Source organism: Bradyrhizobium sp. 149 (genome assembly GCF_023073915.1).
In the GTDB taxonomy this organism is placed as follows: domain Bacteria; phylum Pseudomonadota; class Alphaproteobacteria; order Rhizobiales; family Xanthobacteraceae; genus Bradyrhizobium.
The window spans coordinates 1,236,629-1,260,910 of the sequence record NZ_JADPKK010000022.1; the positions used below are offsets into that span (position 1 = coordinate 1,236,629).

Annotated in this window: 28 protein-coding genes; 4 read left to right on the forward strand and 24 right to left on the reverse strand. The window is 63.6% G+C overall.

Annotated features, from left to right (window positions below; translation table 11 throughout):
* Positions 1 to 70: 70 nt before the first annotated feature.
* A complete protein-coding gene (locus tag IVA88_RS23595; protein WP_247499554.1) occupies positions 71 to 1,297 on the forward strand; it encodes an ABC transporter substrate-binding protein in 1,227 nt (408 codons plus the stop codon).
* Between the two features lie 181 nt (positions 1,298 to 1,478).
* Here the strand turns inward: IVA88_RS23595 and IVA88_RS23600 are convergent, their stop codons facing one another.
* From IVA88_RS23600 to IVA88_RS23635, 8 genes are all read right to left on the reverse strand, one after another.
* Positions 1,479 to 2,735, reverse strand: coding sequence for a TCR/Tet family MFS transporter (locus IVA88_RS23600; protein ID WP_247499555.1), 1,257 nt, complete (start codon positions 2,733 to 2,735; stop codon positions 1,479 to 1,481).
* Positions 2,732 to 4,114 carry a ribosome biogenesis GTPase Der gene (gene der / locus IVA88_RS23605; RefSeq protein ID WP_247499556.1) on the reverse strand — a complete coding sequence of 461 codons (1,383 nt, stop codon included), beginning with the start codon at positions 4,112 to 4,114 and terminating at the stop codon, positions 2,732 to 2,734. The genes IVA88_RS23600 and der overlap by 4 nt, the downstream gene beginning before the upstream one ends.
* 49 nt (positions 4,115 to 4,163) lie before the next feature.
* Entirely contained in the window at positions 4,164 to 4,715 is a 552-nt protein-coding gene (locus IVA88_RS23610) for a hypothetical protein (protein WP_247499557.1), read from the reverse strand.
* Positions 4,716 to 4,756: 41 nt separating this feature from the next.
* The gene (locus IVA88_RS23615; protein WP_247499558.1) at positions 4,757 to 5,410 is read right to left on the reverse strand and encodes a tetratricopeptide repeat protein; all 654 of its coding nucleotides are present in this window, start codon (positions 5,408 to 5,410) and stop codon (positions 4,757 to 4,759) included.
* Positions 5,411 to 5,578: 168 nt separating this feature from the next.
* A complete protein-coding gene (locus IVA88_RS23620) occupies positions 5,579 to 7,171 on the reverse strand; it encodes a class I adenylate-forming enzyme family protein (protein ID WP_247499559.1) in 1,593 nt (530 codons plus the stop codon).
* 73 nt (positions 7,172 to 7,244) lie between these two features.
* Entirely contained in the window at positions 7,245 to 7,829 is a 585-nt protein-coding gene (locus IVA88_RS23625) for an NnrU family protein (protein ID WP_247499560.1), read from the reverse strand.
* A gap of 71 nt (positions 7,830 to 7,900) precedes the next feature.
* Complete coding sequence (locus IVA88_RS23630; protein ID WP_247500397.1) at positions 7,901 to 8,479, reverse strand: hypothetical protein; 579 nt, start codon at positions 8,477 to 8,479, stop codon at positions 7,901 to 7,903.
* Between the two features lie 98 nt (positions 8,480 to 8,577).
* Positions 8,578 to 10,197 carry a peptide chain release factor 3 gene (locus IVA88_RS23635; RefSeq protein ID WP_247499561.1) on the reverse strand — a complete coding sequence of 540 codons (1,620 nt, stop codon included), beginning with the start codon at positions 10,195 to 10,197 and terminating at the stop codon, positions 8,578 to 8,580.
* A gap of 169 nt (positions 10,198 to 10,366) precedes the next feature.
* Here IVA88_RS23635 and sugE point away from each other — a divergent pair, with 169 nt between their 5' ends.
* Entirely contained in the window at positions 10,367 to 10,681 is a 315-nt protein-coding gene (gene sugE / locus IVA88_RS23640) for a quaternary ammonium compound efflux SMR transporter SugE (protein ID WP_027569634.1), read from the forward strand.
* Here sugE and IVA88_RS23645 read toward each other — a convergent pair.
* The 7 genes from IVA88_RS23645 to IVA88_RS23675 form a co-directional block, all read right to left on the reverse strand.
* Positions 10,674 to 11,681, reverse strand: coding sequence for an inorganic phosphate transporter (locus tag IVA88_RS23645; RefSeq protein ID WP_247499562.1), 1,008 nt, complete (start codon positions 11,679 to 11,681; stop codon positions 10,674 to 10,676). The two genes, sugE and IVA88_RS23645, sit on opposite strands and share 8 nt — an antisense overlap.
* A gap of 72 nt (positions 11,682 to 11,753) precedes the next feature.
* Positions 11,754 to 12,398, reverse strand: a complete 645-nt coding sequence (locus IVA88_RS23650) for a DUF47 domain-containing protein (RefSeq protein ID WP_247499563.1) — start codon at positions 12,396 to 12,398, stop codon at positions 11,754 to 11,756.
* Positions 12,399 to 12,556: 158 nt separating this feature from the next.
* Positions 12,557 to 13,525 (reverse strand): branched-chain amino acid ABC transporter permease, encoded by a 969-nt coding sequence (locus IVA88_RS23655; RefSeq protein WP_247499564.1) that lies wholly within the window; start codon positions 13,523 to 13,525, stop codon positions 12,557 to 12,559.
* Between the two features lies 1 nt (position 13,526).
* Positions 13,527 to 14,396 carry a branched-chain amino acid ABC transporter permease gene (locus IVA88_RS23660; RefSeq protein ID WP_247499565.1) on the reverse strand — a complete coding sequence of 290 codons (870 nt, stop codon included), beginning with the start codon at positions 14,394 to 14,396 and terminating at the stop codon, positions 13,527 to 13,529.
* Positions 14,397 to 14,469: 73 nt separating this feature from the next.
* Positions 14,470 to 15,693 (reverse strand): ABC transporter substrate-binding protein, encoded by a 1,224-nt coding sequence (locus tag IVA88_RS23665; protein WP_247499566.1) that lies wholly within the window; start codon positions 15,691 to 15,693, stop codon positions 14,470 to 14,472.
* Positions 15,694 to 15,782: 89 nt separating this feature from the next.
* The gene (locus IVA88_RS23670; RefSeq protein ID WP_247499567.1) at positions 15,783 to 16,529 is read right to left on the reverse strand and encodes an ABC transporter ATP-binding protein; all 747 of its coding nucleotides are present in this window, start codon (positions 16,527 to 16,529) and stop codon (positions 15,783 to 15,785) included.
* A complete protein-coding gene (locus IVA88_RS23675) occupies positions 16,522 to 17,277 on the reverse strand; it encodes an ABC transporter ATP-binding protein (protein ID WP_247499568.1) in 756 nt (251 codons plus the stop codon). Before IVA88_RS23675 ends, IVA88_RS23670 begins: the two co-directional genes overlap by 8 nt.
* A 322-nt stretch (positions 17,278 to 17,599) precedes the next feature.
* Between IVA88_RS23675 and IVA88_RS23680 the strand changes: the two genes are divergently transcribed.
* On the forward strand, positions 17,600 to 18,295 hold the full coding sequence (locus tag IVA88_RS23680) for a hypothetical protein (RefSeq protein WP_247499569.1): 696 nt from the start codon (positions 17,600 to 17,602) through the stop codon (positions 18,293 to 18,295).
* 3 nt (positions 18,296 to 18,298) lie between these two features.
* Here IVA88_RS23680 and IVA88_RS23685 read toward each other — a convergent pair whose 3' ends face one another.
* Positions 18,299 to 18,688, reverse strand: coding sequence for an ArsC family reductase (locus IVA88_RS23685; protein ID WP_247499570.1), 390 nt, complete (start codon positions 18,686 to 18,688; stop codon positions 18,299 to 18,301).
* A 105-nt stretch (positions 18,689 to 18,793) separates the two neighbouring features.
* Here IVA88_RS23685 and IVA88_RS23690 point away from each other — a divergent pair, with 105 nt between their 5' ends.
* Complete coding sequence (locus IVA88_RS23690; protein ID WP_247499571.1) at positions 18,794 to 19,165, forward strand: tRNA-binding protein; 372 nt, start codon at positions 18,794 to 18,796, stop codon at positions 19,163 to 19,165.
* Here IVA88_RS23690 and IVA88_RS23695 read toward each other — a convergent pair.
* The 8 genes from IVA88_RS23695 to IVA88_RS23730 form a co-directional block, all read right to left on the reverse strand.
* On the reverse strand, positions 19,162 to 19,872 hold the full coding sequence (locus tag IVA88_RS23695) for a glutathione S-transferase N-terminal domain-containing protein (RefSeq protein ID WP_247499572.1): 711 nt from the start codon (positions 19,870 to 19,872) through the stop codon (positions 19,162 to 19,164). The two genes, IVA88_RS23690 and IVA88_RS23695, sit on opposite strands and share 4 nt — an antisense overlap.
* Before the next feature lie 100 nt (positions 19,873 to 19,972).
* Entirely contained in the window at positions 19,973 to 20,116 is a 144-nt protein-coding gene (locus tag IVA88_RS23700) for a hypothetical protein (protein ID WP_247499573.1), read from the reverse strand.
* 114 nt (positions 20,117 to 20,230) lie between these two features.
* Positions 20,231 to 20,896 carry a DUF429 domain-containing protein gene (locus IVA88_RS23705; RefSeq protein ID WP_247500398.1) on the reverse strand — a complete coding sequence of 222 codons (666 nt, stop codon included), beginning with the start codon at positions 20,894 to 20,896 and terminating at the stop codon, positions 20,231 to 20,233.
* A gap of 148 nt (positions 20,897 to 21,044) precedes the next feature.
* On the reverse strand, positions 21,045 to 21,566 hold the full coding sequence (locus tag IVA88_RS23710; RefSeq protein WP_247499574.1) for a sigma-70 family RNA polymerase sigma factor: 522 nt from the start codon (positions 21,564 to 21,566) through the stop codon (positions 21,045 to 21,047).
* Entirely contained in the window at positions 21,563 to 21,772 is a 210-nt protein-coding gene (locus IVA88_RS23715; protein WP_247499575.1) for a DUF2892 domain-containing protein, read from the reverse strand. Before IVA88_RS23715 ends, IVA88_RS23710 begins: the two co-directional genes overlap by 4 nt.
* 97 nt (positions 21,773 to 21,869) lie before the next feature.
* A complete protein-coding gene (locus tag IVA88_RS23720) occupies positions 21,870 to 23,054 on the reverse strand; it encodes a serine hydrolase domain-containing protein (RefSeq protein ID WP_247499576.1) in 1,185 nt (394 codons plus the stop codon).
* A 76-nt stretch (positions 23,055 to 23,130) separates the two neighbouring features.
* Positions 23,131 to 23,823, reverse strand: coding sequence for a GNAT family N-acetyltransferase (locus tag IVA88_RS23725; RefSeq protein ID WP_247499577.1), 693 nt, complete (start codon positions 23,821 to 23,823; stop codon positions 23,131 to 23,133).
* A 4-nt stretch (positions 23,824 to 23,827) separates the two neighbouring features.
* The gene (locus tag IVA88_RS23730) at positions 23,828 to 24,175 is read right to left on the reverse strand and encodes a Lin0512 family protein (RefSeq protein ID WP_247499578.1); all 348 of its coding nucleotides are present in this window, start codon (positions 24,173 to 24,175) and stop codon (positions 23,828 to 23,830) included.
* Positions 24,176 to 24,282 lie beyond the last annotated feature (107 nt).

A 24,282-nucleotide genomic window follows, 5' to 3' on the forward strand; every position in this document is an offset into this window, starting at 1 on the left:
AGCCATCAGCCGGAACAAGGCTCCCGATCAAGAGAGCCGTCCGCATGTTTGACAATGGAGGAAACCCTTTATGACGACGACGTTCGCGCGCCGCTCCGCGGCCCTTCTGGCCTGTGCCGCTTTCGGCTTTGCCACATCCGCCTTCGCCCAAGACAAGTCCGTCAAGATCGGCGTGCTCAACGACATGTCGAGCCTTTATGCCGACATCGGCGGCCCGAACTCCGTGGTCGCAATCAAGATGGCCGTCGAGGATTCCGGCTTGCTCAAGAAGGGCTGGAAGATCGACGTGCTGAGCGGCGATCACCAGAACAAGCCCGACGTCGGCGTCAATATCGCCCGGCAGTGGATCGACAACGAGAAGGTTGATGCGATCGCCGATACGCCGAACTCCGGCGTCGCGCTTGCGGTCAGCAACCTCATCAAGGAGAAGAATGCGGTACTGCTGAATTCCGGCGCCGCCTCCGCCGATCTGACCGGCAAGGCCTGCACGCCGAACACGATCTCCTATACTTACGACACCTACATGCTCGCCAACGGCACCGGCAAGGCGCTGACCAAGGCCGGCGGCGACACCTGGTTCTTTCTTACCGCCGATTATGCCTTTGGTCACGCGCTGGAACGCGACACCACGGCTGTCGTGACGGCGAATGGCGGCAAGGTGCTTGGCAGTGTCAAGCATCCAATCAACAGTTCGGACTTCTCTTCCTTCCTGCTGCAGGCGCAATCCTCCAAATCCAAGGTGGTCGGCCTCGCTAATGCGGGCGGCGACACCACCAACGCGATCAAGCAGGCAGCCGAATTCGGCATTGTCGCCGGCGGTCAGAAGCTCGCGGCGCTGCTGCTGTTCATCAACGACGTGCATTCGCTGGGTCTAAAGACCGCGCAGGGCCTGACCTTCACTGAGTCCTTCTACTGGGACATGAACGACCAGACCCGCGCCTGGTCGAAGCGCTTCGCCGCACTGGCCAGCAAGAACGCGATGCCGTCAATGACTCAGGCCGGCAATTACGCGATGGTACTGCACTATCTCAAGGCCATGGAAGCGCTCGGCGGCAACCCGCATGACGGCGCCAAGGTCGTCGCCAAGATGAAGGAGCTGCCGACCGACGATCCGCTGTTCGGCAAGGGCCCGCTGCGCGAGGACGGACGCCGCCTCATCCCGGCCTACCTGTTCGAGGTGAAGAAGCCCGAGGAGTCGAAGGGCCCGTGGGATTACTACAAGCAGATCGCCACGATCGCTGCGGAAGACGCAGCCAAGCCGCTCAAGGACAGCGAGTGTCCGCTGGTGAAGAAGTGACCGCGTAGCGGTCGCATTTAGCTCCAACAACGGCATGCCCGGGCTTGTCCCGGGCATTCACGTTTGGGGCTCTACAAAACGCTGCCGTAGGGTGGCCAAAGCGAAGCGTGCCCACCGCCCTTTGAAGTCGCGGAGAGATGGTGGGCACGGCCGCTTGTGCGCCTTTGCCCGCCCTACGCGACTACGAGACCGGCTTGATCCCACCCAGCGACCGCACCGCGATCGCCACGCAGACCACCATCAGCACCGCCGCGAGCAGGAACGGCGCGCCGGGCAGATGAAGCGGCGCGCTGGCGCCAATGAAATAGGAAAAGGTCAGCGTGAACAGGAACGGCCCGACGAGCTGCGACACGCTTTGCACGCTCGCGGTCGCGCCCTGCAGCTGGCCCTGCTGATCGGGCGCAACCAGCCGCGTCATCAGCGCTTGCGAGGCGGCACCCGAGATGCCCCACAGCGCCAAGACGGGAATGCCGAGCCAGGACAGCGGTCCGGTCGGCGCTGCGCCGAGGATCACGAATCCGAGCGCCCCACAACACAGTCCCAGCAACAATGCGTTTCTCTCGCCGAGCGCGCGCACGATCGGGCCGATGGCAAGCCCCTGCACCACCATGGCGCAGATGCCGACCATCGCCAGCGTCAACCCCACGGTTTTCGAATCCCAGCCGTAGCGATAGGTGGCATAGAGCACGAAGGTCGAGGGCAGCACGACATGCGCGACCTGCGCGATGAAGTTGACGACCGACAAGGCGGAGAGCACCGCATTGGATCGCAACAGACGCAGCGCGCCGACCGGACTGGCACTTCGCCAGCGGAACACCGCGCGCTTGTCGGGCGCGAGCGATTCCGGCAGGACGAAGAGCCCGTAGAGCGCATTGGCGAAGCTGAGGGCCGCCGACGCCCAGAACGGCAGGCGCGGATCGATATCGCCGAGCAGACCGCCCAGCGCCGGGCCCAGCACGAAGCCGGCGCCAAAGGCAGCGCCAATCCTGCCGAACACCGCTGCGCGCCGCTCCGGCGGCGTGATGTCGGCAATATAGGCAAAGGCGGTCGAGATGCTGGCCGAAGTGATGCCTGAGATGACACGGCCGACGAACAGCCAGACCAGCGACGGCGCTAGCGCCATCAGCACATAGTCGGCAGCGAGCCCGAAATTGGACAGCAGCACCACCGGCCGCCGCCCGAAGCGATCCGACAGCGCGCCGAGCACCGGCGAGAACACGAACTGCATCAGCGCCCAGGCGGTGCCGAACAGGCCAAAGATGCGGGCCGCATGCGCCGTGTCGTTGTCGACGAAGCTCTCGATCAGCTTTGGCAGGATCGGCATGATCACGCCGAGCGCGAGCATGTCGAGCAGGATGGTGACGAAGATGAAGGCGACCGCGCCGCGCCGGGCCGGCGCAGCGCCCTGCGCCATCGCCTCGCCGGCATCGTCGCTCACGACGGCCGCTTGCGCTTGTGGGCGAAGGGATTGGCCTTCTCGCGCAGGGTGATACGCACCGGCGTGCCCGGCAGCTCGAAGGCCTCACGCAGGGAATTGACGAGATAGCGCAGATAGGACTGCGGCACCGCGTCCGCGCGCGAGCAGAACAGCACGAAGCTCGGCGGGCGGGCCTTGGTCTGCGTGATGTAATTCAGCTTGAGTCGTCGGCCGGACACGGCCGGCGGCGGATTGGCCTGGACTGCCTCCTCGAACCAGCGGTTCAGCGCCGCGGTCGACACACGCCTGTTCCAGAGCGCATAGGCATCCTGGATCGCTTGCATCAATCGATCGATGCCCTCGCCCATCAAGCCGGAGACGGCGACGATCGGCACGCCCTTGATCTGCGGGAGCGAGTGATCGGCATCGCGGCGCAGGTTCGAGATTGCACCGCCACCCTTGCTCTCCATCAGGTCCCATTTGTTGACGGCGAGCACGACAGCGCGACCCTCGCGCTCGATCAGGTCGGCAATGCGAAGATCCTGCTCCTCAAAGCGGTTCTGCGCATCCATCATCATCACGACGACTTCGGCAAAGCGCACCGCGCGCAGGGCGTCGGCGACCGAGAGTTTCTCGAGCTTCTCCTCGATCCGCGAGCGCCGGCGCAGACCTGCGGTGTCGAACACGCGAAACTCGCGGCCCTTCCAGTTGATCTCGACCGCGATGGAATCGCGCGTGGTGCCGGCCTCCGGGCTCGTCAGCAGGCGCTCTTCGCCGAGCAGATGATTGATCATCGTCGACTTGCCGGCGTTCGGCCGCCCGACGATGGCGACCCGGATCGGACGCGTGGCGGCCTCTTCCTCAGTCAGCGGCTCGTCGTCCTCGACTTCATCCTCCTCGACAGGCTCCGGCATCAGCACTCTAAGGGCGTCGTAGAGCTCACCCATGCCCTCGCCGTGCTCGGCCGATATCTGGATGGGATCGCCGAGGCCGAGCGCGAAGGCCTCCATCGCGCCGGCATCGCCATGCTTGCCTTCGCTCTTGTTGGCGACAAGCAGCACCGGCTTGTCGGCCTTGCGGGCGAAATCGGCAAAGGCGCTATCGTTTGGCGTCAGGCCCGCGCGCGCATCAATCACGAAGAACAGCGCGTCGGCCTGTGCGATCGCGGCCTCCGTCTGCTCCTGCATGCGGGCGGTCAGCGAGCCCTTGGCACCCTCGTCGAGGCCGGCGGTATCGATGATCGTGAAATCGAGATCACCGAGCCTGGCCTCCCCCTCGCGGCGGTCGCGGGTGACGCCGGGCAGATCATCGACAAGCGCGAGCTTCTGCCCGACCAGGCGGTTGAACAGCGTCGACTTGCCGACATTGGGCCGGCCGATAATGGCAATCTTAAAGGACATGGGTCATTCGTGCGCTGCCGGAGCTGCGCCTGTCAATGAAATGAAATAATTAGCGCGAGAAGCTGCCGCTCGGCATCGGCGCCGGGAAGGCGCCCTGCGATTGCTGCTGGGTGGTCTGGGTCGGTTGCGCCTGCTGGACGGGCTGATCGGGCGGCGGCGCGGTCGTGCGCTTGCGCACGATCTTCTGCCTGGGCGGCGGAGCGGCCGCGGGCGGCGCGGCCTCGGGCTGGGCCTCGCCATCGACCTCGCCGGCGGGCGCCTCAGCCGGCCCGGCTGCGGCGGTGGCCGGCTGCCTGGTCTTTTTCGACTTGGCACCCTTCGCCGGCTTGGCCGGCTCGGACGGAGGCTCCGTGGGCAGGGCCGCAACGGCAGGCGCGTTCGGATCGGGCTGTTGCTGCGCGCCCTTGTACATATCCTTGGGAACACCCTGTTCGAGGCCCGGCACGCCTTCGGGGAACACGGGCTTGCGATCGCCCGGCAGCTTCTTCTTGGTATCCAGGAAGTCGAGCATGTCGCTGGGATCGAAGCTGGAGCAACCGCCCAGGACGCCGGCGAAGGCGATCAGGACGGCGGCTGCGATCAAGCGTGGCGTGCGGCGCATATCGGTATCTCGTCTCAGCTCTCGGGGCCGTCAGCTCTTGCTCAGCTCTTGGCGACGGGCGGCAGCAGGGCCTGCAGCGCCTCGGCGCGCGAGCGCAGGCCGGGCGGCGTTTCGCCGTCCTCGGCAATCGCGTCGAGCCATTTGCGGGCCGCAGTCATGTCGTTGTTGCGCCAGGCCGACAGCGCCAGCATCTCGCGGGCAGTATGGCGGAAGGTGGATTTGGGCGCGGTGGAGGCTTCCAGCCGCTGCTGCATGTCGGCATAGGACGCGCTGTCGAGCAGGAGGCCAGCGGCGCGGATCTTTGCCAGATCCTGCCACTCGCCGCCTACGCTGCGGTCGGCGGCAATGTCGTCATACAGCTTGGCGGCCGCCTTGGGATCGCGCGCCGCCGCCTCGGCGGCAGCACGCAGCCGCGCCAGGGTGCGATAGCCCGACGGAGCCTTGGCGGCGAGCTCGGTGAAGGCCGTCTCGGCCTCCGCGTGCTTGTCCTGATCGGACAACTCGGCGGCTTTCTCGAAGGCGGCGCCGGCCTCTGCCGCCTTCTTGGCCTCCAGATACTGGTAACCGCGCCAGCCACCCACGGCGGCGACGATCAGCACCATCAGGGCGATGAAGACGATAGAATACTTATCCCACAGCTTTTTGAGCTGTTCGCGACGGACTTCCTCGTCGACTTCGTCAAATAATTCAGACACTTATGCCAATCCCATGCCCGCCCGGGAGCGCGCGCCAAAGCGTTCGCGTCAGGAATCCCGTCCCCCACGTGGCGGCGGGGTACCCTAACGATATGGCGGTGGCAAGGCAAAGCGAGCCGGATCAAGGCGTTAACCACCCGGGATCGCCCGGAGGTCCGCCTGCCCGGCTCAGGTTCCCAGAAGCTCTCGCAGCTGCCGCTTCAGCACCTTGCCATTGGCGTTGCGCGGCAACGGCTCCGCGGTGATCATCATGGTTTCCGGGACCTTGTAGTCGGACAGCCGCTCCGCGCACCAGGCGCGCAAGGCCTCGCTGTCCACCGCCACGCGCGTCACCACCACGGCGTGAACGCGTTCGCCCAGCACGGGACAGGCCTTGGCGACGATCGCGCTCTCGACCACGGCCGGGTGGCCGGCCAGCACGGATTCGACCTCGGCCGAATAGATCTTCAGGCCGCCGCGATTGATCATGTCCTTCTGCCGGTCGAACACCCGGACAAATCCCTCCGCGTCGACCGAGCCGAGATCGCCGGAATGCCAGAACCCGCTGGTGAAGCTTTCGGCCGTGGCCTTCGGATTGTTCCAATAGCCCTTGATGACCGAGGCACTCTGGATCCACAGTTCGCCGATCTCGCCATGCGGCAACTCACGCCCGTCCGCCCCCATTGCCAGGATGCGCGCACCCGGACACGGCAGGCCGACGCTGTCGATATGGCTTGCCGTCAACTTGCCCGGCATGATCGTGGACGGCGACGTCGTCTCGGTCGATCCGTAGCAGTTCGCCAGCGCGAGGCCGGGAATGATCGCCTTGAGCTTCTCGATGGTGGCAACCGGCATCGGTGCGCCGCCAAAGCCGCCGATGCGCCAGCTCGACAGGTCGTAGCTCTCGAAATCGGGCTGGAGCAGACAGAGATTGTACATCGCCGGCACCATCACCGTATAGGTGACGCGCTCGCGCGCGGCGAGCTTGAGATATTCGGCAGCCTTGAACTCCGGCATGATGATCAGCGCGCCGCCGCAGCAGATCATCGTCGTGATGTTGGCGACGACGCCAGTGACGTGGCCGAGCGGCACCGCCGCGATTGAACGGTCGGCTTGCGTCAATTGCAGGCAGGACACGAAGATCATCGAGGAATGGACGATGTTGCAATGGGCCAACATCGCGCCCTTCGGCTTGCCCGTCGTTCCCGAGGTGTAGAGGATCATCGCGGTGTCCTCCTCGCTGGTCTCGACCGGCGCCGGCGCCGGCGCGTTGTCTGCCAGCACCGCGAAACGCGACAGAGCCGGATCGTCGTCGACGGCGATGCGGTGGACCAGTTCGGGCACGTCCCGCGCATCCGGCAGACGCTCCGCGAGCGCCGCCTCGTAGATCAGGATTCTGGCACCGCAATCGGTGAGGACATAGGTGATTTCGGGCTTCTGCTGGCGCGTGCTGAGCAGCACCGCGACGAGCCCCTCATGCGCGGCAGCAAACAGCAGCAGCGGAAATTCGACCCGATTGCCGAGCAGGATCGCGACGCGATCGCCGCGCTGCAGGCCGAGCTTGCGAAAGCCCGCCGCGATCCGCGCAGCCTGCTCCGCGGCCTGCCGCCAGCTCAGACGGACATGGCCCGAGATCAGCGCTTCGCCATCGGGATTGCGGGCGCAGGTGTCCGCAATCATCGCCCAGAGGCTCGGCGGCCGATCGCAAAATGCCTGTAACACCCGATCGCCAAAGCGCGCCTCGAACCGCATCGGCGGAATCTGAGATTGCGACCAATCCATCGGGATGCCCTTGCCTTGTTGCTCTTGTTACCTTCCGCGCATGGGCATGCCGGTCCTGTCTTGTGCTGATCGGCTAGCCGCCCATCACGGGAACGCCGATCACGACGGGATGGAAGGCAAAGGCCAGCGCCAGATATGCGACGATTCCAACCACCACCGCGATCAGATCGTTGGTGACGCCGCCCACCGGAATCGGCGGACCGCCACCATCGGTGCGACGCTTCAGCGTGATGCGGTCATACACCGCCCAGCCCAGGAAGGAGCCGAACAGGATGATGGAGCCTAGGTCGCCATTGGCCAGAAGATGCGCCGCCGCCCACAGCTTGATGCCGGCCAGCATCGGATGCTTCAGCGTCGCATAAATGCGGCCGCGCAGATAGGACGCAACCACCAGGACGACCGCGGGCAACATCAGCGCGACCGTGATGTGCTTCAGCGCCTTCGGCGGATACCAGACATCGATCCAGCCCGTCGCACGATAATGCGCGAAGCCCCAGATGATCAACGCGAGCCCTGCGATCGAGGCAAGCGAATAGAAGATCTTGTAGGTCCCCTCGCCCAGTGTTGCGATTGCCCGCGCGCGCGCGTCGCGCTTCGTCGTGAACACATGCGCCGCAAAAAACAGCGCAAGCCCCAGGATCATGACCAGCAGACCCACCAGATTCTCCCCTCAACCAGCGCCCCAGCCCATGGCGTATCATCGATTGGCCGCGGGTCGCAACTGATGCGCTACTTGCCGATCTCGCGATTGTCGACATACCGGATCGCGATCGGCCGCCCGGCGATGGCACCCCCAAGACCGCCGGTGAATTTCAGCGGCAAGCAGGCGTTCAACGATGAATTGATCGCATTGAGGTAGGTGGTTCTCGTCTCGGCGGGCACGCCCGCGGTCGCAAAGGTCAGGCGCGGTGCGCCGATTAGGCCGCCCGACTTGTTGAAGCTGAAACGCACGGCGATCTGCATGCCCGCGCGCGCATGGTCCGATGGCGGCGACCAGCAGGTGCGCAGCTCGGCGAAGAGATCGCCGATCGTATCGAGATCGTGATCCGGCTTTTGATATTTGGCGCGATCGGCCTCCGCTGGCACGCTTTGGATCGTGAGCTGGAGGTTCTGGCCGTAGGGATAGTCGATCTCGGGAATACAGGGACCAAGCTCGAGCGGGCTGCAATAGGACGGCGTACAGGGCCGACCGTCCAGCACGCTGCACGGCTCGTGCGAAAACGGAATCGGGTTGATTTGCCGGGGCCGCGCGTCGGCGGCGATCGTCGAGATCGCCAGCAAGAGAAATACAAGGATGCCGCGCCACATCATGCGAACCCACAAGACCACAAGGAGAACGTGGTATTGTCAGTGAACGTGTCAAGTCCGCGCGCGTTCACGTGCTCGCGTTCGACCTGTTCGCGCGCTTAGCCCTTCTTCTTGACGTCCTTGACGTTGGTGAACTCGATACCCTCGGCACGTTCCCTGGTGTAGCCGAGATAGAACTCGTTCCGCGCCAGATAGACGGGATCGCCGTCGACATCGTCGGCGATGCTCGACGTGTTGGCAGCGATGAAGGTATCGAGCTTCTTGCGGTCGTCCGAGGCGACCCAGCGCGCAAGCTGGAACTCGCTGACCTCGAATTCGACCGGCAGGGAATATTCCGCATCCAGCCGCGCCTTCAGCACGTCGAGCTGAAGCGCGCCGACCACGCCAACCAACGCGGGCGCGCCGTCGCGCGGGCGGAACACCTGCACCACGCCCTCTTCCGACATCTGCTGAAGCGCTTCCTTCAGCTTCTTCGCTTTCATCGCATCCGTAAGACGCACGCGGCGGACGATTTCCGGCGCAAAGCTCGGCACGCCGACGAAGTTGAAATCCTCACCGTCGGTCAGCGTATCGCCGATGCGCAGCGTGCCGTGGTTGGGAATGCCGACGACGTCGCCGGCATAGGCTTCGTCCGCCACCGAACGGTCCTGCGCAAAGAAGAATTGCGGGCTCGACAGCGGCATGCTCTTGCCGGTGCGCACGAGCTTCGCCTTCATGCCCCGGCTGAGCTTGCCGGAGCATAGACGGGCGAAGGCGATACGGTCGCGGTGGTTCGGATCCATGTTGGCCTGGATCTTGAACACGAAGGCGCTCATGCGCGGATCGGTGGCCTCGACCCTGCGCTGGTCGCTCTCCTGCGCGCGCGGCTCGGGCGCGAACTTGCCGAGGCCTTGCAGCAGGTCGCCGACGCCGAAATTGCGCAGCGCGCTGCCGAAATAGACCGGCGTCAGATGGCCCTCGCGAAACGCTTCGAGCTCGAACGGCTTTGAAGCCTCGGTGACGAGATCGAGCTCGTCCTTGACCGCTGACACATCGAGATTGGCGTTGAGCTTGGCGAGCTCGGCGATCTCGATCTGCTGCGCCGCGCCGGTCTTGGCGCCGCCGCCTTCGAGCAGGCGCACGCCACCGTTGACGACGTCGTAGGTGCCGAGGAATTCGCGGCCGCGGCCGACGGGCCAAGTCATTGGCGTGGTATCGAGCGCCAGCGTCTTCTCGATCTCGTCGAGGAGTTCGAAGACGTCGCGGCTCTCGCGGTCCATCTTGTTGATGAAGGTGATGATCGGGATGTCCCGAAGACGACACACCTCGAACAGCTTTCGGGTGCGCGCCTCGATGCCCTTGGCGGCGTCGATCACCATGACGGCGGAATCGACCGCCGTGAGCGTGCGATAGGTGTCTTCCGAAAAGTCCTCGTGGCCCGGCGTGTCCAGCAGGTTGAACACGAGGCCCTCGAACTCGAAAGTCATGACCGAGGTCACGACCGAGATGCCGCGCTCGCGCTCGATCTTCATCCAGTCCGAACGCGTGTTGCGCCGCTCGCCCTTGGCCTTGACCTGACCGGCCAGATTGATGGCGCCGCCGAACAGCAGCAGCTTTTCGGTCAGCGTCGTCTTGCCGGCGTCCGGATGCGAGATGATCGCAAAGGTGCGCCGCCGCGACACCTCAGCGGCAAGCGGGGAACGGGCCGTCGATTCGGCTGTGGTGGCGATGTCGGACATTGCGGCAGCGTTTGGCAGGGAAAATGCGCCTGATCAAGCCTCATCTGGTGATTGCGGAGCCTTCCGGCTAGCCCCATATCCGCCTTGGGATCAGGTTGGGAGGGACGGCCTTCCCTTCCCATCAGCACACCAGTCGCGGGGACGACCCTGCCTTGAATGGAGGGTCGTGATGGCCTGGAGCATCCTGTTCGTCGCCGGTCTGCTGGAGATCTCCTGGGCGATCGGCCTCAAATATACCGAGGGGTTTACCAAGCTCGTTCCGTCGGTCCTCACGCTGGGTGCCATGGCCGGCAGCATCATCCTGCTCGGGCTCGCCCTCAAATCGCTGCCGATTGGAACCGCTTATGCAGTCTGGACCGGCATCGGCGCGGTCGGTACCGCGACGCTCGGCATCATCCTGTTCGGCGAGCCGGCCACCGCGTTCCGCCTCGCCAGCATCGGGCTGATCGTTGCCGGGATTGTCGGGCTGAAGCTCGTTACTTGACGAAGATCTTGACCGCCCACCAGGTCAGCGCCGCGACGATCGCCGAGGCGGGCATCGTGATCACCCAGGCATAGACGATCGAACTGGCGACGTTCCAGCGCACAGCCGAGAGACGGCGGGCGGCGCCGACACCGACGATGGCGCCGGTGATGGTGTGGGTGGTCGAGACGGGAACACCGAGGAAGGTCGCGATAAACAGGGTCGCGGCACCGCCGGTCTCGGCGCAAAATCCCTGCATCGGGGTCAGCTTGGTGATGCGCAGGCCCATGGTGCGAACGATGCGCCAGCCGCCCATCAGCGTACCCATCGCCATCGCGGCCTGGCACGAGAGCACCACCCAGAAGGGTACGAAGAATTCGCCGCCGAGCTGGCCCTGCGAATAGAGCAGCACGGCAATGATGCCCATGGTCTTCTGCGCGTCGTTGCCGCCATGGCCGAGCGAATAGAGCGAGGCAGAGGCGAATTGCAGGATGCGGAAGGCGCGATCGACGGCAAAGGGCGTGGAGCGTACCGAGGCCCAGGAGACGATCGCAACCAGCACCATCGCGAGCAGGAAGCCGACGAGCGGAGACAGCACGATTGCGATCACCGTCTTGGACAATCCGCTCCAGACTGCCGCCGAAAGCCCGGCTTTGGCGACGCCGGCACCAAACAAGCCCCCGATCAGCGCATGAGACGAGGACGATGGGATGCCGAGCGCCCATGTCACCAGGTTCCAGACGATGGCGCCGACGAGCGCCGCGAAGATCACCTGAGCATCCACGACCGCGGGATCGATGATGCCGGTGCCGATGGTCTGGGCGACGTGCAGCCCGAACACCATGAAGGCGACGAAATTGAAGAATGCGGCCCAGAACACCGCGTATTGCGGCCGCAGCACACGGGTCGAAACGATGGTCGCGATCGAATTGGCGGCGTCGTGCAGGCCGTTCAGGAAGTCGAACAGCAGCGCGACGGCGATCAGTCCGACCAGGACGGGAAGACCCAACGCAACATCCACGGCGCGGCCCCTGCTCTAAGCTTTACGCATGATCTGAGCGGAAAACCGCTGCACACTTTTCCGGATCATGCGCTAAACTTGCTCGATGACGATGCTGTTGATCTCGTTCGCGACGTCGTCGAAGCGGTCGGCGACCTTCTCGAGATGATCGTAGATCTCGGCGCCGACGATGAAATCCATCGCGTTGCCGCCGCGATGCTTGAGGAACAGTTCCTTCAGCCCGATATCATGGAGATCGTCGACCCGGCCTTCCAGCTTGCCCAGCTCTTCCGTGATCGCGGTCAGCATGGCCACGTTCTGACCGATCTTCTGCATCAGCGGCAGCGCACGACCGACCAGATTGGCGCATTCGATCAGAAGCCCGCCGATCTCCCGCATCGGCGGCTCGAAGGCGCGGACCTCGAACAGCATCACGGCCTTGGCAGTCTGCTGCATCTGGTCGATGGCGTCGTCCATCGAGGTGATCAGGTTCTTGATGTCGCCGCGGTCGAACGGGGTGATGAAAGTCCGGCGCACCGCCGTCAGCACCTCACGAGTGATGTTGTCGGCGTCGTTCTCGAACTGGTTGACGCGCTGGCAATAGACCGGCGTCTCCTCGCCCCCATTGAGCATGCTCTGGAGCGCGATCGATCCCTGGATCACTGTCTTGGCATGGCGGTCGAACAGGTCGAAGAACCGTTCTTCCTTGGGCAGGAAAGCGCGAAATAATCGCATCATGGGGGAGAGACTACCGGTTGGACAATGGTCTGGCCCAAGCGGGCCGTCATGAAACTGTCATAGACCATTTTCGATCCACGCGCGTGCCACCTCACGCCCGTGGAGCCGGATCATCCACCGCTTTCACACACCAGTAAATCAAATGCTATTTCAATGACTTAGAGTGAACGCCGGAAGTAATGCGCGATTTCGCCGATGACGCCACGGCGGAACGTCAGCACACAGATCACGAAGATCGAGCCCTGGATCACCGTCACCCACTGGCCGAACCCCGCCAGATATTGCTGCATGGCGATGATCACGAAGGCGCCGACCACGGGGCCGAAGACGGTGCCGAGGCCGCCGACCAGCGTCATCAGCACGACCTCGCCGGACATCGACCAGTGCACGTCGGTGAGCGAGGCGTTCTGCGCCACGAACACCTTCAGCGAACCGGCGAAGCCGGCCAGCGTGCCCGAGAGGACGAACGCCAGGAACTTGTAGTGGTCAGTGCGGTACCCCAGCGAGATCGCGCGCGGCTCGTTCTCGCGGATCGCCTTCAGGACTTCGCCGAACGGCGAGTTGATGATGCGGAAGATCAGCAGGAAGCCGGCGAGGAAGCCGACCAGCACGACATAGTAGAGCACGGTCGGCTTGGTCAGATCGAAGACGCCGAACAGGCGGCCCTGCGGAATGCCCTGGATGCCGTCTTCGCCATGGGTGAACGGCGCCTGGAGGTAGATGAAGTACAAAAGCTGCGACAGCGCCAGCGTGATCATCGAGAAATAGATGCCCTGGCGGCGGATCGAGATATAGCCAGTGATGAGCGAGAGCACGAAGGCACCGGCGACGCCGACGAGGATGCCGAGCTCCGGCGGCAGCGCCCAGACCTTCAGCGCGTGCGCGCTGCAATAGCCGGCCGTCCCTAAGAACATCGCATGGCCGAAGGACAGCAAACCGCCGTAGCCGATCAGCAGGTTGAAGGCGCACGCGAGCAGCGCGAAGCACAGCGCCTGCATCACGAAGAACGGGTAGACTCCCGTGAATGGCACCGAAGCCAGCAGCAGCGCCATCACCACGAATACGATCATCTCGTCGCGGATCGCGCGCGGGGTTACCGGCAGCGTGTCGTCCGTCAAGGCTGTCATATCAGGCCGCCCTTCCCGTCAATCCCGTTGGCTTTACCAAGAGCACCAGCACCATCAGCACGAACACGACGGTGTTGGAGGCCTCGGGGTAGAAATACTTGGTCAGGCCCTCGATCACCCCGAGCGCGAAGCCGGTGATGATGGAGCCCATGATCGATCCCATGCCGCCGATCACGACCACTGCGAACACCACGATGATGAGGTCGGCTCCCATCAGCGGCCGCACCTGGTTGATCGGCGCCGACAACACGCCGGCGAGCGCGGCAAGGCCGACACCGAGGCCGTAGGTCAGCGTGATCATACGCGGCACGTTGACGCCGAAGGCGCGCACCAGTGTCGGGTTTTCGGTCGCGGCGCGCAAATAGGCGCCGAGCCGCGTCTTCTCGATCAGGAACCAAGTCGCGATGCAGACCACCAGCGAGAAGATGACGACCCAGCCGCGATAGACGGGCAGGAACATGAAGCCGAGGTTCATGCCGCCCTTGAGCTGGTCCGGAATGGCGTAAGGCAGGCCAGAGGAGCCGAAGTAGTTCTGGAACACGCCCTGCACGATCAGCGCAATGCCGAAGGTCAGGAGCAGGCCGTAGAGATGATCCAGCCCCGTGAGCCATTGCAGCATGGTCCGTTCCAGGATCATGCCGAAGATGCCGACGACAATTGGAGCGACGATCAATGCTGGCCAGTAGCCAATACTGAGATAATCGTTGTTGAGCAGGAAGTAGGCAACGAACGCGCCCATCATGTAGAGCGCGCCATGGGCGAAATTGATGATGTTGAGCATGCCGAAGATCACGGCAAGCCCGAGACTGAGCAGCGCGTAGAACGAGCCGTTGATCAGTCCCACCAGTAGCTGAGCGTAAAGAGCCTGCATCGATCCCGCACCCGGTCCCTTCGGCGTTCCCTGAAAGTCGCCCGCAGGCCTGATGGCCCGCGGGGCGGTTATCTTACTTCTTCAAGAGCGCGCACTTGCTCTCGGACAGCGGCGTGAAGGCCTGGTCGCCCGGCACCGTGCCGACCAGCTTGTAAAAGTCCCACGGTCCCTTGGACTCGGAGGGCTTCTTCACTTCGAACAGATAGGCATTGTGGATGGTACGGCCGTTGGGCTGGATCTCGCCCTTGCCGAACAGGTCGTCTTCCGTCGGCATCGACTTCATCTTCTCGACGACCTTGGCGCCGTCATGCGGGTTGCCGCCGAGCGCTTCCAGTGCCTTGAAATAGTGACGCACGCCCGCATAGACGCCGGCCTGCACCATGGTGGGCGGCGCGTTGCTCTTCATCTTCTCGGCGAAGCGCTTGGAGAACGCCCGGGTCTGGTCGTTCATGTCCCAGTAGAAGGTTTCGGTGAAGTTGAGGCCCTGCGCGGTCTCGAGACCGATCGCCTTGATGTCGGTGAGGAACAGCAGCAGCGCCGCGAGCTTCTGGCCGCCCTTGACGATGCCGAACTCGGCTGCCTGCTTGATCGTGTTGGTGGTGTCGCCGCCGGCATTGGCAAGGCCGATGATCTTGGCCTTGGAGGCCTGCGCCTGCAGCAGGAAGGACGAGAAGTCCGGCGTGTTCAGCGGGTGCTTGACGCCGCCGACCACCTTGCCGCCATTTGCGGTAACGACAGCGGTGGTGTCGCGCTCCAGCGCCGCGCCGAAGGCGTAGTCCGCGGTCAGGAAGAACCAGCTGTCGCCACCGGCCTTCACCAGCGCCTGGCCGGTGGTGTGGGCCAGCATGTAGGTGTCGTAGGTCCAGTGCACGGTGTTGGGCGAGCACTGCGCGTTGGTGAGGTCCGAAGTCGCAGCACCGGAATTGACGTAGACGCCGTTCTTCTCCTTGACGATGTTGTTGACGGCGAGCGCCACGCCGGAATTCGGCACGTCGACGATGATGTCGATCTTGTCGACGTCGAACCATTGCCGCGCGATCGCGGTGCCGATATCGGGCTTGTTCTGGTGATCGCCCGAGATGATGTCGATCTTCCACCCCTTCGCAGCCAGGCCGGAATCTTCAATGGCCATCTGCGCGGCGAGCGTCGAGCCCGGTCCGCCGAGGTCGGCATAGAGCCCGGACTGATCGGACAGCGCACCGATCTTGACGGTCTTGTCCTGCGCGAAGGCTGCGCCCGCGGTGGTCACGGCCAGCGCGGTGCCGAGCAGAAACGACGCAATCGACTTTGTCATCATGCTACTTCCCTGTGTATTTTCTCGTTGGCAGTTCTTTTGCTCGAGCATGATCTTTTCGGAAAACCGCCGGGCACTTTCCGGATCATGCTTTAGACGCCGAGATAGGTGTGGAGCTTGTCCATGTTGGCGGCAAGCTCCGAATTGGCAAATCCGTCAATGATCTTGCCGTGCTCGACCACATAATAGCGGTCCGCGACGGTGGATGCGAACCGGAAGTTCTGCTCGACCAGGAGGATCGTAAATCCCTCCTTCTTGAGCCGCGCAATGGTGTGGCCGATTTGCTGAATGATGACAGGTGCGAGACCTTCGGTCGGCTCGTCCAGCATCAGGAAGTTCGCGCCGGTGCGCAGGATGCGCGCGATCGCGAGCATCTGCTGCTCGCCACCGGAGAGTTTGGTTCCCTGGCTATTGAGCCGTTCCTTCAGGTTCGGAAACAGATCGAAGATCTGCTCGAGCGGCAAGCCGCCGGGACGCACCACCGGCGGCAACAGCAGGTTCTCCCGAACATCGAGACTGGAGAAGATTCCCCGCTCTTCCGGGCAGAACGCGATACCCATCCGCGCGATCTTGTCCGAGGTCGTTTGGGTGATGTCCTGGTCGTTGAACTTCACCGAGCCGGTGCGCTTGCCGATGATGCCCATGATCGACTTCAGCGTGGTGGTCTTGCCGGCGCCGTTGCGCCCGAGCAGGGTGACGACCTCGCCCGCGTTCACGTCGAAGTTGATCCCGTGCAGGATGTGGGACTCGCCGTACCATGCTTCCAGGTTGCGGACCTGGAGGATGTTGCCGCCGCTCGCGGCTTTTGCGGGAGCTTCCGCGGTTGCAGTCTCAGCCATGACCGGCTCCCAGATAGGCTTCCTTGACGCGTTCGTCCTTGGTGAGCTCGCTGTAGTGACCTTGCGCAAGCACCTGCCCGCGCGTCAACACGGTGATGATGTCGGAGAGATTGGCCACGACGCTTAGATTATGTTCGACCATCAGGATGGTGTATTTCGCGGAGATGCGCTTGATCAGCGCCGCGATCTTGTCGATGTCCTCGTGACCCATGCCGGCCATCGGCTCGTCCAGCAGCATCATCTCGGGGTCGAGCGCGAGCGTGGTTGCGATCTCCAGTGCGCGCTTGCGCCCGTAGGGCATCTCGACCGCGGGCGTATTGGAAAACTCGCTGAGGCCGACATCGTTCAACAGCTCGCGCGCGCGATCGTTGAACTGGTTGAGCACGGATTTGGAGCGCCAGAAGTCGAACGAGCTGCCGTGCTGGCGCTGAAGCGCGACGCGGACGTTTTCCAGCGCGGTGAGATGCGGAAATACCGCCGAGATCTGAAACGAGCGAACCAGCCCCATGCGGGCCACGTCGGCGGGCGCCATCGCGGTGATATCCTGTCCCTTGTACAGGATTTTTCCGGCGGACGGTTTGAGGAACTTGGTCAAGAGATTGAAGCACGTCGTCTTGCCGGCGCCGTTCGGGCCGATCAACGCGTGAATGCTCCCACGGCGAACCTTGAGCGCAACGTCGCGGACGGCGAAGAAGCCCGCGAACTCCTTGGTCAAGCCTTCCGTTTCGAGAATGAACTCATCGGCCAAACAGTTTTCCCCCTGCCCGCACAATGCGCGTGGCTATCCTTGTTGCTTCGGCTGTCCGGAGGCCTTGGAGCCACTCCTTGGATCCCATCCGGAACGCCGCCTCCGGGCGCGGAATATGCCGGAGGTGACGGGGGTTAGGCAAGGCGGAAAGCTGAGCAGGTCAGGCCTCCGGACGGGAGGCTTATGCTCCCTTAGTCGGACGTGTGTTGATGTCGCGCCTGCCCGGCCTCCCGGTTCGCAAAGCGCCGGTCATCAAGCCGTCGTTAACGGTGTTTCGTTCCATGCGCCAGCCTTCATAGAAAATTTCCCCGCAACGAGGATCATGCGCGGGTTTTATACGTCCGGAATTCTATACGTCGGGAATATTGTCTTGGATTTTGCAAGCGCCGCTCCTTCTGTGGTCAAGTCGATCAGGCAGCGTGATCTCCTCAACACGTGGCTGCGGCTTTATGCGCGCGAGCAGACGGCCCCGGCGATCTGGGAGTACCAGCCTGCGCGGCTCGAGGAAGAGCTCTCCGATCTCATCTATTATACGGTCGACAGTTCGACGCCGACGCCACGTCTGACCATCCAGAGCGAGGGTACGCGCATCTCGCGCGCCTATGGACACACAGGCAAGGGCGTTCTGCTCGACGAGTATATCGGACCGCGGCTCGTGCCCTTCGTGATGCCGGTCTATTATGAATGCGTGGGTCGCGGGCTTCCGGTCTACAGCGTTGCCGACCTCGACGACATCTACGGGCGTATCGTCGCCTATGAGCGCCTGCTATTGCCCTTCCAGAGTGAGGGCAAGATCTGCCACGTCATCGCATCGCTCAAGACCTTCTGCGAGGACGGCGGCTTCGAGATCAAGAATCTGATGCGCGGAAATGACGCGCTGCCCCGCCCAAAATTGCGCGCGGTGATCGACCGCGACCTGTTCCATCGCGCCCCCGGCCGCATAGCGCCCGCCGAACTGGTCGAGTTCGTGGACCAGCGGGGCTCCGCTGTCACCACCGAGATCATCGAGCTGAACTAGCGCTCAATCCGATTTGGCGCCGGGTTCCTTGGTCGTGACTTCCTTGGTCGTGACTTCCTTGGCATAGACGTCCGGCTTGAAACCGACCAGCAGCTTGCCGCCAACTTCCAGCACCGGCCGCTTGATCATCGATGGTTGCGCTAGCATCAACGCCAGTGCCTTTTTCTCGGAGAGGCCTTCCTTGTCGGCGTCGGGCAGCTTCTTGAAGGTCGTCCCGGCGCGATTGAGCAGCGTCTCCCAGCCGATCTTGTCGCTCCACCGCTTGAGCTTGTCCTTCTCCAACCCCGCTGTCTTGTAGTCGTGAAACGCGTAGGCGACGCCATGGGTGTCGAGCCAGGCGCGCGCCTTCTTCATGGTGTCACAGTTCTTGATGCCGTAGATGATGTTGGGCAAGACATTCCTCGCGCATGCGTCGTATCGTGATCCCAAGCCGTTGTACGCAACTCCGGTTCGCGCGACAATATTGCGAACGACGCCAGCACTCCGAACGGACATTCCATGCACGTCACCCACGACCCAGCCGCGATCACGTCAGCGACCATTGACTTCGACAGCTTCCTTGCGGTCGATATCCGTGTCGGCACCATCGTCGATGCAAAACCGTTCCCGGAGGCGCGCAAGCCGGCCTGGCGTCTGTGGATCGACTTCGGTCCCGCGATCGGCGTGCGCAAGAGCTCGGCGCAGATCACCGAAAACCATCCGATCGAAACGCTGGTCGGCCAACAGGTCGCGGCTGTCGTCAATTTCCCGCCGCGCCAGATCGGCCCGGTCGTCTCGGAGGTGCTGACCCTCGGTTTCCCCGATGCCGACGGCAAGGTCGTGCTGGTGCAGCCGAGCAAGCCCGTGCCGAACGGCGGGCGACTGTTCTAGCCTCCAGGCCTCTTCGGAATGTTCAGCCCGCGCTCAACGGCTGGACGCGCCAGCCCGCGCTCGAGCCAGGCGGCGACCGATTTGAACTGGTTGAACGCGACGAGATCGCCGGCCCCGTAGAAACCAACGAGGTTGCGCACCCAGCCGAGCATGGAGATGTCGGCGATGGTGTAGTCGTCATCCATGAACCATTGCCGGCCGGAAAGATGCGACTCCATCACTCCGAGCAGGCGCTTGGCTTCGCCCACGTAGCGATCGAGCGGCCGCTTGTCCTCAAAATCCTTGCCCGCGAATTTGTGGAAAAAGCCGACCTGGCCGAACATCGGCCCGATGCCGCCCATCTGGAAATGCAGCCACTGGATCGTCTGGTAACGGCGCGCCGCATCCTGCGGCAGCAGCTTGCCGGTCTTCTCCGCGAGGTATTGCAGGATTGCCCCGGACTCGAACAGCGGCAGCGGCCGGCCACCGGGGCCGTTGGGATCGAGGATCGCCGGGATCTTGCCGTTCGGATTGAGCGAGAGGAATTCCGCCGTCTTCTGGTCGTCCTTGCCGAAATCGACGAGATGGACTTCGTAAGGAAGCCCGATCTCTTCCAGCATGATCGAGACCTTGACGCCGTTCGGCGTCGGCAGCGAATAGAGCTGAAGCAACTCCGGGTGCTTGGCCGGCCAGCGTTTGGTAATGGGAAAGACGGACAGATCGGACATCGGGACCCCGGCTTCGTTCAAGAGATGCCGCCCAATCTAGGCGAGCCGCAGAACAACGCAAGGTCGAGCAGTCAGATCATTTTCCCGCACCGGGATCAGATCACAATGGCCGCAGCAAATGGCTGGCGGCGTAAGTCACGTCGCGCTGCGCGCGTTGCTCGATGAAGAGCTGGCCGGTCACGAGCAGTGCTCCGGTGAAGACGAGCGCAAGCATCGCGGTTGCGAACTGACTGGTATCGTTCATCGCACGAGCTTCTCCCTATTCGATTCGCACGGGGAACGCGGGCCGGCCATCGTCTGTTCCTGCAAGCTTCAAATAAATTGCAGCTTTTTCCCGAATCCTCGCAGGCTGGCGGCCTCAATAATTGATCTCCATCCGCAAGCCCCGCGGATCGGTCTCCTCCCCGCCGAAACGTTGCGTGCTGTCGCGTGCCGCGACCGCGCAGGCACAGGCATCGATGAGATCGTCACGGCCTATGCCGGTGCCATGTCGCTGCGTCAGCCATTTCGGCAGGCGCGTGAAGCCGCGTTGCGCGAGGAGCGCGATGCGCTGCTCGCGGCCTTCCGACGATGTCTTCTTTGCAAGCCGGACCCGCCCTGCCAGATTCCAAAATACCAATTCCGGATGCGCTTCGCCGATGTTCGCCTGCCGCGCCGGCGTCATGATCTCGTCGACGTCCCTGATCTTGTCCCTGAGGTTCCAGAGCTGCGCCGACACGCCCTTGCCCTTGCCGTCCTGCTCCCAGTAGTGGCGGTTAGCTACGGCCATGTCGGCAAATCTCCAGAGGTCGCGGCGCGCACCGAGAAACACGGCGGGACCGACCAGCTCGCGTGCGCGCAAATCGCACACACGATAGCCGCTCCATTTCAATCCGATCGGCATGTCGATCATCGCCCGCGCATGCGGTAGCGCGAGCAACCGCATGAGGCCGGGCGAATAATCAAAGCCGTGATCGCCGCGATGGTCGATCCAGGTTGCGACCCAGCCAAAGCGGAATCCATCGAGGCCGAGATAGTTGGGCAAGTTCCTGATCCTGACGGACATCCGCCCGCTCCTCTATCCCAGTTCCTCGCCCCGATGTCGCTCGAACAGCCGCTGCGCCAACCGGCGCGAGCGCCACGAAGGCCGGGATGGATTTCAGATCGCCGGGGTTTTGATAATTTGTCATGGCTCACCTCGTCAGATATTCGCGCATCAGGGCGCGGGCGCGATGCAGGCGTGCCTTCACGGTCTGCCGGGTCGTGCCGACTGCGACGGCGATTTCGTCGATGGTCATTTCCTTGACGTCGCGCATCAGCGCGACATCGCGATAGTGGGCCGGCAGCGCCTCGAAAGCCGCTGCGACGTCGAGCCGCAAATCGGGTTCAGGGCGCGACAGCAGCAGCGCCTCCGCCTCCCCGCCGTCGATCGCCGGCGCAAGGCCTGCCTTGCGGGCGAGCCGCAGGCATTCGCGGCGGACCACGCTGAACAGCCAGGCCGAAAACGCCAGCCACGAGCGGATCGTGCCGACATGGCGAAACAGGATCCAAAGCGCCTCCTGCGCCGCATCCTCGGCATCCGCCGAGCTGCGGCAGGTGGCGCGGGCGTAGCGGCGGATGTCCGGCTGCGCCGTCTCGAGCAGAGACGCGATCGCCTGGGGATCGCCGAGGCGCGCGGCCTCGAACAGGTTTGACGAGATCACAGCGGCGCTCACGACACGCCTCTCCTTCCGATGCCGGCCATCGCACACATCGGGCAATAGCCGATGAGGCCGGTCAGCGCGAAGCCGGTTCCGCTGAGGGCAACCAGCCACGCTGCAGCACCGGTGAGATATACGAACGCCGCTACCGCCACCACGACGCCTAAGGCAATCCGCACGGCCTGGTGCGGGCCGCCGACGTTCTTCCTGTAAAATGCCATCACATCCTCCGAGATGAGCCGAAGCAAAATGCCTCGACCATCAAGAGAGGGCGCGACGACCCAAAAGGATTCGCGGCAACGTGCAGTTTTTTCGCGATCAGCTTCCGGCAGCCTGATAGGCCAGACGCTTGAATTCGAAGAAGAACGGATTCCAGAAACCCATGTAACGCTGCGCCATCAGCACGCCGGCGGTATTGGCCTGCGGGCAGATCCACCAATGGGTGCCGGCAAGCCCGCCCCACTGGAATTCGCCGGTCGGATTCGGAGGATCGAACGGCATCGGCGCGAAGGTGACGGCGCCGCCGAGGCCAAAGCCCTTGCCGGGGATCGCGCCCAGATTGGCGAAGCGGATGGTCTGGCCGGCAGGCAACTGGTTCGTCATCATCTGCCGCAGCGTCTCCGGCCTCAGCAGCGCATCCGAGCCGGGCAGCAGCGCGCGTATCAGAGCGAGCATGTCGGGCAAGGTCGAGACCAGTCCGCCGCCGCCGGACAGCCGCGGGAATTGCCGCCGATAGGCCTGCGGATAGGGAAGATGGTCGGCCCGCGTGAGGCCGGGCTTCATCGGGTCCAGCACGTCGGCGCCATTGTAGAGCGCCACCAGCCTGCCCTGCTCCGCCTCCGGCACGTAGAAGCCGGTGTCGGTCATGCCGAGCGGCTCGAAGATGCGCTCCTTCAGAACGGCGTCGAGCGGCTTGCCGGAGACGACCTCCACGACACGCCCGAGCACGTCCGTCGCCACCGAATATTCCCAGGACGAGCCGGGATGATAGGACAGCGGCAGATCGGCGAGCTGGTCGATCATGCCGGTCAGCGGCGTGAGCGGATTGAGAACGCCCGCCTCGTTATAGCCTTTGAACAGTACCGTACCGGGATCGAAGATGCCGTAGCTGAGGCCGGAGGTGTGGGTCAGAAGCTGCCGGATCGTGATCGGGCTGTTCGCCGGCTCGACGTCGGCGAGGGTCAACGCGCCCGGCTTCAGCACCTTGCGATTGCCGAGTTGCGGCAGGAACTTCTCGACCACGTCATCGAGCCCGACGCGACCCTCCTCGACCAGCAGCATGACCACGCAGGTGACGAAGATCTTGGTGTTGGAAAACGCGCGAAAAATGTGATCGGGCCGCAGCGCGCTGCTCGCCTCGCGATCGGCAAAGCCGACACATTGCTGATCGACGACCTCGCGGCCCCGCAATACCGCCCAGGATGCACCCGGAATGATCTCCTGATCGACGTAACGCTGCATTGCCGTCCGCGTGGCGGAAAAATCAGGTGTCCTGGCGTCCATGTGCTTCCCCCAATGATGGTTGGGAATCGATATAGCGTGAATTCGCCGGATATGAAGCCCGTCCGGACGGCGCAGCTCAGTCCTGCTTCATGAACGCAGTGACGTGCAGGCAGCGCCGAATCCGCATCCCCTGCCGCTGGTACAGCGCGATGGCCGATGAGTTGCTCGAAAACACGTGCAGGAACGGAATTTCGCCGCGCGCCTCGATCTGGCGCGCGACCGCCGCGAGCAGCGCCTGCGCGTAGCCTCGCCCCCGATGATCAGGGTGGACGCAGACGGCCGTCATCTCGACGAAACCGCCCGGCTTCATGCGCTCGCCGGCCATCGCGACCAATTCTCCGCCGGCACGGATGCCGAGGAACGTCCCGAGTTCGTGCGTGCGTCGCGCGAAGGGACCGGGCTTGGTCAACTCGGTCAGCGCCATCATGGCGGGAACGTCGGCTTCACCCAGCCGGACGATCTCGGCATCGCGAAGCGGGCTGTCGGCGGGCGAGCCGATCATCTGCTCGCAGGGTCCGGCGAGCACAATCTTGAACCCTGCGGGAACATCGACGGGCTCCGGTGTGAACAGCGCGGCGACCTGCGTGCCCGACAGGAGATCGCCGAGCGCAGCAAAGCTCGCCCCGGACATGTCGACCACGTCGGCAAAAGGCGTCACGTCCACCGGATAGCGCAGCGCTCGCGGGCCACCCTCGGCCAGATGTTTGTGGCTGGTCGTCAGCGCGCTCCAGATCGGGCGATCCAGCAGCGTCTCGTCACCGTCCGACACGGTCTCACTCCTTGTCGAAGCTGACGATCACGGCGGCATTGGCGATGAGGATGGGGTCGTTGCCCTGTTCGGGGGCCGAGGGAATCTCCAGCCCGCCCTTCACCGCGTTGACGGTGACCGTGCCGTAAGGCAGCTCCTTGGCGACCGCGTCCTTGTCGACGTCCTCGGGATTCGGCACGGCGATGGTGACGTCGACGAACATGTCGTTCGCAGTCTTGCCGATCATCCGGAAGAAGCCGAGGCTCGAATGCCTGATGGCATCGGACACCGCACGCTTGGCCGCCTTAGTGGCGTCCCTGCCGTGGACGTCGACGCCCATGCCCATCTCGGTGATACAGCGAACGCGAGCCATGTCTTCTTCCTGTGGTTGGTCGGATTGCGTTGACGCAAGTTGTTATCGCATTTTTGCTGATCGTCATACTCCATCATAGCGAGGAGCAAAGCGATGAAGCCATCCAG